The sequence below is a fragment of the Geodermatophilus sp. SYSU D01105 genome (assembly GCF_054050095.1).
In genome coordinates this window covers 37165-49931 of sequence record NZ_JBJGYR010000002.1, presented here as the reverse complement: position 1 = coordinate 49931, position 12767 = coordinate 37165, and the positions used below count along the sequence as shown (strand labels likewise).

Annotated in this window: 11 protein-coding genes; 9 read left to right on the top strand and 2 right to left on the bottom strand. The window is 75.9% G+C overall.

Annotated features, from left to right (window positions below; genetic code table 11):
- The first annotated feature begins 9 nt into the window (after positions 1–9).
- The 7 genes from ACI79I_RS01870 (at position 10) to ACI79I_RS01840 (ending at position 10016) form a co-directional block, all read left to right on the top strand.
- Positions 10–2028 carry a protein kinase domain-containing protein gene (locus tag ACI79I_RS01870; protein WP_456990484.1) on the top strand — a complete coding sequence of 673 codons (2019 nt, stop codon included), beginning with the start codon at positions 10–12 and terminating at the stop codon, positions 2026–2028.
- An 18-nt stretch (positions 2029–2046) separates the two neighbouring features.
- Positions 2047–6441: an FtsK/SpoIIIE domain-containing protein gene (locus ACI79I_RS01865; protein WP_456990482.1), complete on the top strand. Its 4395-nt coding sequence runs from the start codon at positions 2047–2049 to the stop codon at positions 6439–6441.
- Between the two features lie 138 nt (positions 6442–6579).
- Positions 6580–6882 carry a hypothetical protein gene (locus tag ACI79I_RS01860; protein WP_456990480.1) on the top strand — a complete coding sequence of 101 codons (303 nt, stop codon included), beginning with the start codon at positions 6580–6582 and terminating at the stop codon, positions 6880–6882.
- Complete coding sequence (locus tag ACI79I_RS01855; RefSeq protein WP_456990478.1) at positions 6879–8300, top strand: WXG100 family type VII secretion target; 1422 nt, start codon at positions 6879–6881, stop codon at positions 8298–8300. The genes ACI79I_RS01860 and ACI79I_RS01855 overlap by 4 nt, the downstream gene beginning before the upstream one ends.
- Entirely contained in the window at positions 8297–8905 is a 609-nt protein-coding gene (locus tag ACI79I_RS01850) for a hypothetical protein (protein ID WP_456990476.1), read from the top strand. Before ACI79I_RS01855 ends, ACI79I_RS01850 begins: the two co-directional genes overlap by 4 nt.
- On the top strand, positions 8902–9483 hold the full coding sequence (locus ACI79I_RS01845) for a hypothetical protein (RefSeq protein WP_456990474.1): 582 nt from the start codon (positions 8902–8904) through the stop codon (positions 9481–9483). Before ACI79I_RS01850 ends, ACI79I_RS01845 begins: the two co-directional genes overlap by 4 nt.
- A complete protein-coding gene (locus ACI79I_RS01840) occupies positions 9480–10016 on the top strand; it encodes a hypothetical protein (RefSeq protein ID WP_456990472.1) in 537 nt (178 codons plus the stop codon). The genes ACI79I_RS01845 and ACI79I_RS01840 overlap by 4 nt, the downstream gene beginning before the upstream one ends.
- Before the next feature lie 91 nt (positions 10017–10107).
- Here the strand turns inward: ACI79I_RS01840 and ACI79I_RS01835 are convergent, their stop codons facing one another.
- Both ACI79I_RS01835 and ACI79I_RS01830 read right to left on the bottom strand, forming a co-directional pair.
- Positions 10108–10404: a WXG100 family type VII secretion target gene (locus ACI79I_RS01835; protein ID WP_456990470.1), complete on the bottom strand. Its 297-nt coding sequence runs from the start codon at positions 10402–10404 to the stop codon at positions 10108–10110.
- 153 nt (positions 10405–10557) lie between these two features.
- Positions 10558–11103: a hypothetical protein gene (locus tag ACI79I_RS01830; protein ID WP_456990468.1), complete on the bottom strand. Its 546-nt coding sequence runs from the start codon at positions 11101–11103 to the stop codon at positions 10558–10560.
- A 99-nt stretch (positions 11104–11202) separates the two neighbouring features.
- On the opposite strand from ACI79I_RS01830, the gene ACI79I_RS01825 reads away from it, so the two are divergent.
- Complete coding sequence (locus ACI79I_RS01825; protein ID WP_456990466.1) at positions 11203–11637, top strand: MarR family winged helix-turn-helix transcriptional regulator; 435 nt, start codon at positions 11203–11205, stop codon at positions 11635–11637.
- Between the two features lie 305 nt (positions 11638–11942).
- Complete coding sequence (locus tag ACI79I_RS01820; protein ID WP_456990464.1) at positions 11943–12632, top strand: hypothetical protein; 690 nt, start codon at positions 11943–11945, stop codon at positions 12630–12632.
- Positions 12633–12767: the final 135 nt, after the last annotated feature.

The window sequence follows — 12767 nt, the reverse complement described above, 5'->3', positions numbered from 1 at the left end:
GGGGGCCGCGTGCAGACGACGGGACGGGCCCTCGGCAGCCGGTACCTGCTGGAGCGGGTGCTCGGCTCCGGGGCGATGGGCCAGGTGTGGGAGGCGCTCGACCAGCGCAGCGGGGAGCGGGTCGCCGCCAAGCTCCTGCGCCCCGAGTTCGCGCGCGACGCGGAGATCCTCACCCGGTTCGTGCAGGAGCGGTCGATCCTGCTCGACCTGGTGCACCCGAACATCGTCCGCGTCCGCGACCTGGTCATCGAGGGCGAGGACCTCGCCATCGTCATGGACCTGGTGGCGGGCGCCGACCTGCGGGCCCGCCTGCGGGCCGCGGGCACCCTGCCCCCGGCCGAGGCGGTCCGGCTCACCGGGGACGTGCTCGCGGCCCTGGCCGAGGCCCACGGCAAGGGCGTCCTCCACCGGGACGTCAAGCCGGACAACGTGCTGCTGACCGCGGCCGAGCCCCCCGGGGTCCTCCTGGGTGACTTCGGCATCGCCCGGCTGGCGCAGGAGACCACCGTCCGCATGACCGGGGTCCTCGGCACCGCCGACTACATGGCCCCGGAGATCTTCACCGCCGAGACGGTGAGCGCCGCCTCCGACGTCTACGCGACCGGCATCCTGCTCTACGAGCTGCTGGCCGGGCGCACACCCTTCGCCGGCGGCGGCACCGGCTACGCGATCGCCAACCGGCACGTGACCGCCCGGCCGCCCGCCGTGCCCGGCCTGCCCACCGAGCTGGACGCCGTCCTGCAGGCGATGCTGGCCAAGGACCCCGCGCGGCGGCCGCCCGCGGCGGCGGCGGCCGAGGCGCTGCGCGACCTGCAGCCCTCGCTGGCCGCGCTCGGTGCCCTCCCCGTCGTGCCCGAGCCCGGCGCCTGGGAACCGGCGGTCGCCGGCCCCGCACCGGCCTTCGGCGTGCTCGGCCACCGGCCGGTCGAGGAGCTCGACCCGGGCCGCACCAACGTCAAGGGCGGCGCGGCGGTCCCGGCCGCCGGCCCGCGGGCCGCGGGCGACGGCGGACCGTGGGTGACGCCGTCCGGGCTGGACCCCGACGCGGCCGCCGGGGAGACGCAGCTGCGCGCGCCCCGGCCCACGCCGGCCGGCCCGGCGCCGGTCCCGGCGTCGACGCCCGGGGAGCGGGCCAGCGCCCGGCGACGCTGGGCGGTGACCGGCGGTGCGCTGGTCGCGGCCGCCGCCGTCGTCGGCGTCGCCGTGCTCGTCGCGGGCCGGAGCGGGGACGACGAGGCGGTCGCCGCCGCGCCCGGGAGGGGGAGCGGGGTCGCCGAGGTCAGCGTCCTGGGGCCCACGGAGCGGCTGAGGTCGGGGCTCACCACGGTCCGCGAGGCGGACTTCGACCCCGGGTCGGGCACGCTCACCACGACGGTGACCTGGTCGTCGGACACCGCGTTCGCCGGCCCGCTGTTCGAGGCGGTCCCGGCCGCCGCGGGGCAGCCCTGCCCCGAGGTCGACTGGCAGGTGGCCGGCGTGGTGCGGGACGCGACACCGGGGATCCCGGTGACCGCCTGCGGGTGGCAGGTCCCGGTCGACGTCCCCGCGGGGGCGTCGGCCACCGCCACCTACAGCGTGCCCTTCGACGCCGGGGACGAGGACCCCGCGACCGCGGTCCGGGAGCGACTGGCCGACCTCGGCACCGCGACCGGCGACGCGCTGGACGGACTGGTGGCCACCCCGGCCTACCCCGCGCAGCGGCTCGACGACCTGGAGGTCCAGATCGGCGGCACGGTGCGCGTCGGGTCGACCGTCGACGTCGTCGTCCTGCCGGTGTGGCGCGGGACGGATGCCGCGGACAACGTCTCGGTGGTCTTCAGCAGCCGCAACCCGCAGCCGACCCTGCTCCTGGAGCAGCTCGGCGGCGAGCTCGAGGTGCGGACCGACGACTGCACCGGTGCCCTGGCCTTCACCGACCGGGTGCCCTACGCCAACACGGTCGGCAGCGCCTGCACGGTGTCGGTCCGGCTCGGCGAGGTCGAGGCCGACAGCCGGACCTTCGACGTCCTGCAGAACAGCGTCGACTGACGGCGCGGAGGAGGACAGGTGCGCGTACAGGTCGGTCTCGGACTGCCCGACCGGACGGTGCTCGACGTCGCCGTCGACCTCGACGACGACACCCCGGTCGGACAGGTCGCCGCGGCGTTCGGCCGGGCGGCCGGGGTGCCCGCCGAGGGGCTGTTCGTCGACGGGCAGCGGCTCGCCGACGACCAGCCGGTCGGCCGCAGCGCCCTGGTCGACGGCGCGGTCGTGCACCTCTCCGCGACCGCCGCGGCGGCGCACCTGCCACCGCCCCCGGCCCGGGGCTGGCAGCTGCACGCGGTCAGCGGCCCGGCCAGCGGGCTGGTCGCCGAGCTGCCGGTCGGCACGCACGAGCTCGGCCGCAGCAGCCCGCTCGGGTTCAGCGACCCGTCCATGTCCCGCCGGCACGCGGTGCTGCGCGTCGGCCCCGACGGCGCGACGCTGGCCGATCTCGGCTCTGCCAACGGGACCAGCCTGGAGGGTGTGCCGGTCGGCGAGGAGCCGACGCCGGTCGAGCCCGGACAGGTCATCGGACTCGGCGACACCCAGCTCACGATCGTCCCGGCCTCCGGCTCGGACGCCGCGGTCGAGCCGGCCGGCCCCGGCACCCGGGCGTTCGTCCGCGCGCCCCGGCTGCTGCCCTCGCAGCGGGTCGTCCGCATCCAGCTGCCCGAGGAGCCCCGCGCCCGGGAGGCCCGGCGCTTCCCGCTGGTCATGGTGCTGGCGCCGCTGCTCATCGGCGTCGTCCTCGCCGTGGTCATGCGCTCGCCGATGTACCTCGTCTTCGCCGTGGCCAGCCCGGTGATGATGGTCAGCAACACCGTCGCCGACCGGCGGCACTCCGCCCGCGAGGACCGCCGGGCGCGCGAGGAGTACGAGCGGGAGCTCGCCGACGCCCACCGCCGGATCGACGAGGCGCTGGCCGCGGAGACCGCGCGCCGCCGCGCGGCCCACCCCGACGCCGCGGCCGTCCTGCTCACCGCGGTCCAGCCGCGCAAGCGGTTGTGGGAGCGCCGCCGCACCGACCCGGACGCGCTGAGCCTGCGGCTGGGCGCCGGCGACCTGCCCGCCGAGGTCCAGGTGACCCGGCGGACGGCGCCCGAGGACGGCGGCGAGCAGCGGATCGTGCGCGCCGTGCCGGCTGCGGTGCCGCTGCGCGAGGCCGGCGTCCTCGGTCTGGCCGGGCCGGCCGAGCCGCTGGCCGGGCTGCTGCGCTGGGTGGTGCTCCAGCTCGCCGTCCACCACCCGCCGCGCGACCTGGCCCTGACCGTCCTGGCCCCCCGCGCCCGGTCGGACTGGAACTGGGTCCGCTGGCTGCCGCACGCCCGCACCCCCGACGGCGAGGGCGCGGTCGCCTTCGTCGGCAACGACCAGCAGACCGTGACCGCGCGGGTCGCGGAGCTCACCGCGCTGCTCAAGGCCCGCCGCGAGGAGGCCACGGCACGGGGCGGGCGGCTCGAGCCGGAGGCCTTCCCCGCGCACGTGCTCGTGGTCCACGGCTTCCGGGCCCTGCGGGCGACCCCGGGCCTGGCCCCGCTGCTCCAGGACGGCCCCGCCCACGGCATCTACGCCGTGTGCGCCGACGAGGAGGAGCGGTTCCTGCCGGAGGCCGCCACCGCCGCCGCGGTCTTCGACGCCGACGACGACGCACTGCTCGACGTCCGGCGCAGCGGCCACGACCCGGTGACCGGGGTCCTCGCCGAGGGCGTGTCCGCGCAGCTCGCCGACACCGCGGCCCGGGCGCTGGCCCCGCTGCGCGACGTCAGCGTGGAGGACGACGACGCCGTCCTGCCCGACATCGCCCGGCTGCTGGACCTGCTCGGTCTCGAGCCGCCCACGGTGGAGGCGGTGCGCGCGCGGTGGCAGCTCGAGGGCCGGACGACCCGGATGGTGGTCGGCGCCGGCCTGGACGGGCCCTTCACGCTCGACCTGCGCACGGACGGTCCCCACGGCCTGGTCGCGGGCACCACCGGCGCCGGCAAGTCCGAGCTGCTGCAGACGATGATCGCGTCGCTCGCGGTGGCCAACCGGCCCGACGCCCTCACCTTCGTCCTCGTCGACTACAAGGGCGGCAGCGCCTTCAAGGACTGCGTGCACCTGCCGCACACCGTCGGCATGGTCACCGACCTCGACGCGCACCTGGTCGAGCGGGCGCTGACGTCGCTGGGCGCCGAGCTGAGGTTCCGCGAGCACTGGCTCGCCGACGCGGGCGTGAAGGACATCGACGACTACATCGAGCTGCAGACCCGGGAGCCGCAGCGCCCGCCGCTGCCGCGGCTGCTCATCGTCATCGACGAGTTCGCCTCCATGGCCCGCGAGCTGCCCGACTTCGTGACCGGTCTGGTGAACATCGCCCAGCGCGGCCGGTCGCTGGGCATCCACCTGGTGCTGGCCACCCAGCGGCCCAGCGGCGTGGTCTCGCCGGAGATCCGGGCCAACACCAACCTGCGCATCTCGCTGCGGGTCACCGACGGCCAGGACAGCACCGACGTGCTCGACGCGCCCGACGCCGCGCGCATCCCCAAGTCGGCGCCCGGCCGCGGTCTCGCCCGGCTCGGCCACGGCGGCCTGGTGCCCTTCCAGGCCGGCCGGATCGGCGGCCGGCGCCCGGGCCAGGGCGCGGTCGCGGCGGTCGAGCCGTTCGTCGTCCCGCTGGGCTGGCACCAGCTCGGCTACGGCGCCCCGCAGCGGCCCGCCACAGCCGTCCGGACCTCGGACGTGGAGGTCACCGACCTGTCGGTCCTCGTCGAGGCGATCCGCGGGGCGGCCGAGGCCGAGGGCGTGCCCGCCCAGCGCAGCCCGTGGCTGGACGCCCTGCCCGAGCGGGTGCTCGCCGCCGACCTCGACGCCGTCGCCGGCCCGGCCACCGCCTCGGCCACCCGGCTGCCCTTCGGCCTGCAGGACCTCCCGGCCGCGCAGCAGCGGCGGGGAGCCGCGTTCGACCCGGCCACCGACGGGCACCTGCTGGTCATCGGGTCGCCGAAGAGCGGCCGGTCCCAGCTGCTGCGGACCCTCGCCGGCGCGGTGGGCGAACGCTGCTCGACGGCCGACGTCCACCTGTACGGGCTCGACTGCGGCAACGGCGCGCTGCTGCCCCTGGCCGACCTCCCGCACTGCGGGGCCGTGGTGACCCGCACCCAGACCGAGCGGGCCGTCCGCCTGCTCGACCGGCTGGCCCGCGAGGTCGAGCGGCGCCAGCAGCTGCTCGCCGACGGGGGGTACGCCGACGTCCCCGAGCAGCGCCGGGCCGCCGTCCCGGAGGAGCGGCTGCCGCACGTGGTCCTGCTGCTGGACCGGTGGGAGGGCTTCACCCCCACCCTCGGCGAGGTCGACGGCGGGCGGCTCACCGACATCCTCATGGGCATCGTCCGCGAGGGCGCCTCGGTCGGGGTCTCCGTGGTGGTCACCGGCGACCGGTCCCTGGGCACCGCACGGCTGGCCTCGCTCACCGACAACAAGCTGGTCATGCGGCTGGCCGACCGCGGCGACTACCCGCTCATCGGGATCGGCACCCGGCAGGTGCCCGACCAGCTGCCGCCGGGCCGCGGGCTCACCGTCGACGGCGCCGTCGAGACCCAGGTGGCGCTCCTGTCCGACGACGACAGCGGCCAGGGGCAGGCCGCCGCGCTGGCCGAGATCGCCAAGGCGGCGCACGTCCGCGACGCGCTCGTCCCCCGCGCGGCCCGGCCCTTCCGGGTCGACGTCCTGCCCGCGCGGCTGACCTTCGAGGAGGCCTGGGCGATGCGCCCGGCCGAGGCGACGTCGCCGGTCGCGCTGGTCGGCGTGGGTGGCGACGAGCTGACCGCGGCCGGTCTGGACCTCGTCCACGGCAACGGCCCCGCCTTCGTCGTCGCGGGCCCCGGCCGGTCGGGCAAGAGCACCGTGCTCGCGGTCATGGCCGAGTCCCTGCTCCGCCAGGGGGTGCCGGTGGTGGTCGGTGCCCCCAAGGCCTCACCGCTGCGCGCGCTGGCCGGACGGGACGGCGTCCTCGCGGTCGTGGAGGACGCCGCCGCGCCGGCCGACCACTGGCGCGAGCTGCTGGCCGGGGCGCCGGCCGGGCCGCTGGTCGTGCTCCTGGACGACGGCGACGTGCTCCGCGACTGCCCGGCGGCGGAGGTCTTCCGCGACGTGGTGAAGGGGCTGGCCGGGCCGGGCCGGACGCTGGTGCTCGCCGGCAACGCCGACAGCATCTGCACCGGGTTGTCCGGCTGGCAGGTGGAGGCCAAGCGCTCGCGCCAGGGCCTGCTCCTGTCGCCGCAGGGCAGCACGGACGGCGACCTGGTCGGCGTCCGGCTCCCGCGCAGCGCCGTCGGCCAGTCGGTGCAGCCCGGCCGCGGGCTGCTGCACACCGGCGACGGCACCCTGCTCACCGTCGCCGTCCCCTCCGCGCCCGCCGGTGGGACGGGAGGGGACGCGTGAGGCGCAGGGGGATGGCCCGATGGGGTGGTCACCCCGGGGGAGCCCCGCTTCTCCGCGGTCGCCCGGTTACGCTGCGTAGGAATCGCGACGGTGTGGTCCGGACGTCGACCGGCGTCCGCACGGGGGGAGTGGGAGAGCGTGGCTGACCTCGAGGTGGACCTCGACCTGCTCGGCGAGACGGCCGGCAGCCTCGGCATGCTGCTGCACGAGTTCACGCGCGCCGCGGACATCGTCGAGGACGCGGAGGCCGCCATCGGCCGCAACGCGCTGCTCGACGAGATGCGCGCCTTCGTCGACGAGTGGAAGCACAACCGCCAGAAGCTGATCGACTCGATCGACGCCGTGTACACGATGGCCGACGAGAGCCGGCAGGCCTACATCGACGCGGACAACCAGCTCGCCGCATCCATCCAGGACGCGACCCGGGAGTGCCCGCGATGAGCTGGAGCCCCACCCCGCCGGCCTCGTTCGCGCCGCTCGACGGCCGCAACGGCGTCCCCGGTGACGCGGGTGCCCTCACCACCCTCGCCCGCCGCTACGAGGACACGGCGGCGGAGATCGAGGCGCAGGCGGCCAACCTCCGGCGCCTCACCTCCCAGGCGCGGGGCGGCTGGAAGGGCGAGGCGGGGGAGAAGTTCGTCGAGCGGGCCGGCGACCTCTCCGAGCGCATCGTCAAGGCCCGCGGCCGGTACGAGGCCGCCGCGCGGGCCCTGCGCCAGTTCGCCGAGGACCTCGGTGAGGTGCAGACCCGGGCGTACGGCGCCGTCCACCGGGCCCAGGAGGCCCAGGCCGACCGCAGGACCCTGGAGGCCAACCGGCCGGCGCGGGCAGCCGCCACCGCGACGCCGGAGGAGGCCACCGCGGCCGCTGCCGACCTGCGCGACCACCAGCACGCCGTGGAGGAGGCGGCCACCCGGCTCTCGACCGCCCGGCGCGACTACGACCGCGCCGCGGGCGACTACGAGCGCGCCGCCCGGTCCGCGGCCGCGACCCTGCGCGACGCGCGCGGGCGCGAGGAGCTCCGGGACGGCTGGTGGGACCGCAACGCCGGCTGGATCACGACGGCGCTGAAGTGGATCGCCGTCGCGGTGTTCGTCATCGCCATCGCGGCGCTCATCATCGCGTTCGCCGCACCGACCCTGGTGATCGCGGGGACGGCGATCTCGGTGGTCGGCGCCCTGAACGCCGCGGGCGCCGCGCTGACCGTGGTCATGCTCGGTGCGCACATCGGCCTCGCGGCCACCGACAACGGCGACTGGGACGACGTCGTCTGGGACCTCGTCGGCCTGGCCACCTTCGGCCTGGGCTTCGGCGTCGGGGCGATCGCCCGGAACGTCGGCGGAGCGGCCAGCCGGATCGGGCAGGCCATCGCCGCGACCCGCGGGGGGCGTGCCGCCTTCGCGGCCCGGGGACTGCCCGGACGGCTGTTCGACCTGGGGCGGCGGGTGCCCTTCGCCCGCACGGCCCTGAGCCTGTCCTCCCGCATGCGCAACGCCTTCCGCGCGGCCGACGACGCCGCGGACGCCGCCCGGACCACCGTCGCCACCCTGACCGGCAGCCCCACCGCGGTGACCAGCCGGGTGCTCGCGTTCGCCGACCGGGACCTCGCCGAGCTCGCGACGCTGGTCTCCCGGATCGACGCGGCCGTCCCCGGCAGCATCCGGATCGACGCCATCCAGAAGGTCACGACGGCCTCGGCGGTCACCTGGGGCTGGGTCGTGCAGGGCGGCCAGTTGGTCAAGTCCGGCGCCGACGTCGTGAACGACTTCGTCGTGGAGCCGTCCCAGGAGGCCCGGGACACGGCCCGCCGGGCGGAGACGGTGGAGCAGTGGTCGATGCCGCTGTGCCAGGTCCGATGACCCGCGCGACGGCGGCCGTCCAGGACTTCACCCTCCTGCTGCCCCCCGGGTGGGCGCGGATCCCGCTCGACGACCGGGTGCCCCTGCGGGTCAAGCAGCTGGTGGACGAGCGGCTGTCCACCGTGCCCGCGGAGCACCGCGAGGCGCTGCGCACGGGGCTGACCCGCGACCTCGGGGAGACGCTGACCGCGGCGCGCAGCCGCGGCGGCCTCGACGTCCTGCTCAGCCTGGACCCGGTCGCCGGCATGCCGGTGCCGGCGTCGGCCCTGGTGACCCACCTCCAGGGGGACGGCGCGGACCTCGCCGGCCTGCTGGAGACCCTGTCGTCCGGCGGTGACGACGTCACCGTGCAGGAGCTCGACCTCGTCGAGGTCGCCGGCGCGCCGGCGGTGCGCCGGCTGGGCGTCCACGAGGAGCGGGTCGACCCGGTGGGGGAGCTGCCCGGCGGCGTGCTGCGCGTGACCCGGCTCGACTACTACGTCCCCATCCCCGGGAGCCACGGGATCCTCGTGTTCGCCTTCTCGACCCCCGTCGAACAGCTCGGTCCCGCGCTCGTGGGACTGTTCGACGTCATGGCCACCAGCATGCGGTGGGTGCGGGCATGAGCCCCACCCCGCCCGACATCACCGTCGACCACTCGGGGCTGTGGGCCTCCGCCACCTCGGCCGACGACCTCAGGCAGTGGGCGCCGGAGGCCGCCCGACGGCTGTGGTCGTCCTCCGGGCAGCCGCACAGCGAGCTCGACGTCGAGCGGCTGGCGGTCAAGCTGGCGCTGCTCGCGGAGGCCGCCTTCCGCACGGAGTGCTTCGGCGCCTTCTTCCTCTGCCCCGAGCCGGCCCGCGGACCGCGGTCGGTGGTCCGCCTCAACGGCCTGACGTTCCCCGCCGGCACCCCGGTCGGCGAGGTCGTGGAGGAGGTCCTGCTCCCGGGCGAGCTGCAGCTGCTGCCGCCGGAGGTCGAGCACCTCACCGGTCCCGGACCGCGGCGCATCCGCGTGCGCCAGCGCGCGTACGACGAGGACACCCGCACGGTCTCCGACCACGTGGTGTTCGTGCTGCCGTTCGACGAGGCCGCGTGGCTGCTGTCGGCGTCCTTCCCGGACCCGCGCGACGCGGAGCGGTGGTTGCCCGAGCTGGACGCGCTGGTCGCGGGTGTGCAGGTCACGGAGGGGAGTGCGGCATGACGGCACTGGAGGTCCGGCCCGTGGTGCCGGAGATGGGGGACGTCAAGGTCGTCCCCGACCCGCGTCCCCGGATCGAGCGCTGCCGCCTGGTCGTCGACCGGTCGGCCGGCACGGCGACCTGGCTGAGCGACGGTGCGAAGCAGGAGAGGGTGGGGTTCAGGATCGGGGACGGGCCCGGTGAGCTGGCCGGCCTGGTGCGCGCGCTGTACCCGCCGATGATGCCCAACGCCTGGGACACGGTGCTGGCCGGTCGGGTGCTCCTCGTCGACTCCGGCGGCCGCGTGCTGGCCCGGAGCGGGATGCTGGCCCAGGCGCTGTTCGACCAGGCCTGGCCGATGGGCCTGCTGGAGTCGACCGGCCTGCCGGTGCGCGAGGAGCGGTTCCGCAACACGCGGCTGGCCCAGAAGGCCCACCCCGGGACCGCGCCCCTGTGGCCGCTGACGGCCGGGTACGGCTGGTTCCTGCTGAGCGTCGCGACCCTCGTCGCGCTGCTGTTCGGCGTGGTGGCCGCCGTGGTGGCCCTCACCGGCTGACCGGTCACCACGGTCCGGTCGCGGGCCCGCGAACGGGTCAGGGGCCGTCCCGCTCTCCGCGGGACGGCCCCTGACTCGTGGAGCGGAGAGGTCAGCGACCGAGCGCGCTGGCCAGCTGCGTGTCGGCGTCGCGGAAGGTGGCGGCCGCCTGGGTGAGGTACTGGGCCATCCCCTCGAGGCCGGCGATGGTGTTCTTCGCGCCGGTGGTGAACTCGTCGTAGGACGACTGGAAGCTGCGGCTGGAGCTGTCGGTGACGTAGCCGTCGGAGACCAGCTGGTCGACCAGGTTCTTCAGCTGTCCCAGCAGGCCGTCGATCTCGGTGCGGCCGTTGTTGAGGCGCCCGGCCGCCTCCTCCATCTGCTGGTAGGTGACGTTGACGTTCGCCATGGATGGACCCCCATGTGTCGGCTCTCCGAGGCGCGGTCGTCGTCTCGGAGCGTAGTCGTTCAGTGACTGAGGAGTACCGTAACAGTGCGGGCGTCCCCGACGGTGCAGCCGCGCAGGGGTTCCCCCGCGGGGGTGACGCCGTCGCTCGCGCCCTCAGCGCTCGTCCCGGCCGGCGCGCCGCCGCGTCGGACCCCAGGGCTTCCAGATCCCCAGCACCGCGGCGACGACCAGCGAGGTCCCCGAGACGAACGCCGGGAACAGCAGGTTGAGCGGGCCGCGGCCGAGCTGGTCGGCGAGCACGGGGTCGCTCGATCGGACGAGGGCCGCGGCCTCGGTCACCTGTGGCTGCAGCAGGACGGGCACGAGAGCCACCAGGACCACGTTGAGCACCAGCTTGACCAGCACCCACCGGGTCCGCACGACGCCCCACTGGCTGCCCAGTCCCAGCAGCACGCCGCTGGCGAGGCTGCCCAGTCCCAGCGTGAGGAGCACCGGGACGGCGAAGGTGTGCAGCGCCGTGTAGCTCGACGCCACCAGGAACGGGTCGTCGGAGGTGAACCCGGTGACCGCCAGCACGCCCAGGACGACGTCGGCACCCAGCCAGCCCAGCGAGCAGGCCAGGTGCAGGAGCAGGACGAGCCGGCGGGTGTCACGGCCCAGGCGCAGCCGGACGGCGGAGGTGGGGGCGGTCGCGGTCATCGCGGCCTCCTCGGCGGGGGGATCGGCCGCCCTCGACCGTACGCGGGATCGTGAGGTACCGAAAGGTCAGGTACCTGATCGTCGCGGTAGGGTGGCGGCGTGCCCCGGCCCCCCGGCGGCCCGCCCATCGGGCTGCTCCTGGCCCGCGTCGCGCGGGAGGTCAGCCGCGCCTTCGACGCCCGGCTCGTGGCGGCGGGCGGATCGCGCACGGTGTGGCTGGTCCTGCTCTCCCTGCGCGCCGGCCCGGTGGCCACCCAGCGGGAGCTCGCCGACGCCCTCGGCGTGCGCGCGGCCACGCTCACCCAGCAGCTCGACGCCATGGAGGCCGCGGGGCTGGTCGCCCGCGTCGCCGACCCGGACAACCGGCGCGTGCGCCGGGTGGAGCTCACCGAGGCGGGCCTGCGGCTCTTCGACCGCCTGCGGGACGCCGCTCGCGCGCACGACGAGCAGTTGCGCGCCGGGCTGGACGGCGACGACCTCGCCCGCGTCGCCGCCGTCCTGGAGCGGATGCGCCGCAACGTCGCCGACGACTGATCGTCGGCCGGATCGAGCCACACGGAAGAGCCAATAGATACGATCAGTTTCCGTTCCGTTGCGAACTGTGGTGCATGGAGCGCGATTCCTGTGCTCCGCCCCGGGCATTCGCGGGGTTCTTATCTCAGCGGGATCGCTGAGGTAGCGTCCGCCACCTCGCTGAGCCGAGGAGAGGCGTGAGCCGATGTGCGTGGGCGTCCGCTACAGCAGTCCTCAGAGCACTACGGTGCCCACCCGGAGACACGCCCCTCCGCCGTCCCCATGCTGTTGTCGGCGATCCTGATGCCGGGGCACGGAGAGCGGCGATGAGCCAACTGACGCCGCCTCCGCCCACGACGGGTGAGGCGAACCGGCACTCCGCCCACGTGGCGACGGGCGAGGACACCACGCGGGTCGACCGTGCTCCACGGACGGCCCGCGGCGGGGTCGGCCGCCGTCGGGCCCTGCTGGTCCTGCTCATCGCGGGCCTGTTGGTGGTGCCCACCCTCGGGGCGGCCCTGGAGAGCGCCGCTCAGCCGCCGGTCTACGCCATCCAGGTCGAGTTCCTCCACGAGCCCAGCGACACGGCCACGGTGGACAGCATCACGAGGCAGCTCGCCACCCACGCGGTGCTGATCACCCGCCGTGACTTCCTCCAGGGCGCGGCCGATGCCGTGGGCCGCGCCCCCCAGGAGCTGTTCGACTCCGTCAGCGCGGAGCCTGTCGAGGACAGCAGCGTCCTGCGGGTGCAGGTCCTCGACCCGCTGCGGGCTCGGGGTCTGGCAACCGCGGACTACCTCGTCCGCAGATACGCTGCGCAGTCGACACGGATCGCCTCCTTCGCCAACCACGGGACCGTGACCCCTCTCGGGTCCCCCGAGGTCCTCACGGACCCGGTGTCGCCGCAGCCGCTGCGCGCCGCGGCTGGCGGTCTGCTGGTCGGGGTCCTCCTGACGGTGGCGTTGCTCACGCTGCTCCGGATGCGTCGTCAGCGAAGCGGGTATCCCGGTTCGTGACAGCTCTGAGTCTCCCATCCGTCGGCGCCGTCGGGCGCCGCGTCTCGGCTGTGCTCAGCCGGTGGTGGGAGGCCGCGGTCGGAGCCGGGGAGCGGCCCCGACCGCCGGCTCGGGGGCAGGCGACGGTCGCGGACG

Bases quoted from the DNA above. Each gene is read 5' to 3' on its own strand.
- ACI79I_RS01845 (WP_456990474.1), top strand. From the start codon at position 8,902: ATGAGCCCCACCCCGCCCGACATCACCGTCGACCACTCGGGGCTGTGG.
- ACI79I_RS01820 (WP_456990464.1), top strand. From the start codon at position 11,943: ATGAGCCAACTGACGCCGCCTCCGCCCACGACGGGTGAGGCGAACCGG.
- ACI79I_RS01830 (WP_456990468.1), bottom strand. From the start codon at position 11,103: ATGACCGCGACCGCCCCCACCTCCGCCGTCCGGCTGCGCCTGGGCCGT.
- ACI79I_RS01840 (WP_456990472.1), top strand. From the start codon at position 9,480: ATGACGGCACTGGAGGTCCGGCCCGTGGTGCCGGAGATGGGGGACGTC.
- ACI79I_RS01855 (WP_456990478.1), top strand. From the start codon at position 6,879: ATGAGCTGGAGCCCCACCCCGCCGGCCTCGTTCGCGCCGCTCGACGGC.
- ACI79I_RS01835 (WP_456990470.1), bottom strand. From the start codon at position 10,404: ATGGCGAACGTCAACGTCACCTACCAGCAGATGGAGGAGGCGGCCGGG.
- ACI79I_RS01850 (WP_456990476.1), top strand. From the start codon at position 8,297: ATGACCCGCGCGACGGCGGCCGTCCAGGACTTCACCCTCCTGCTGCCC.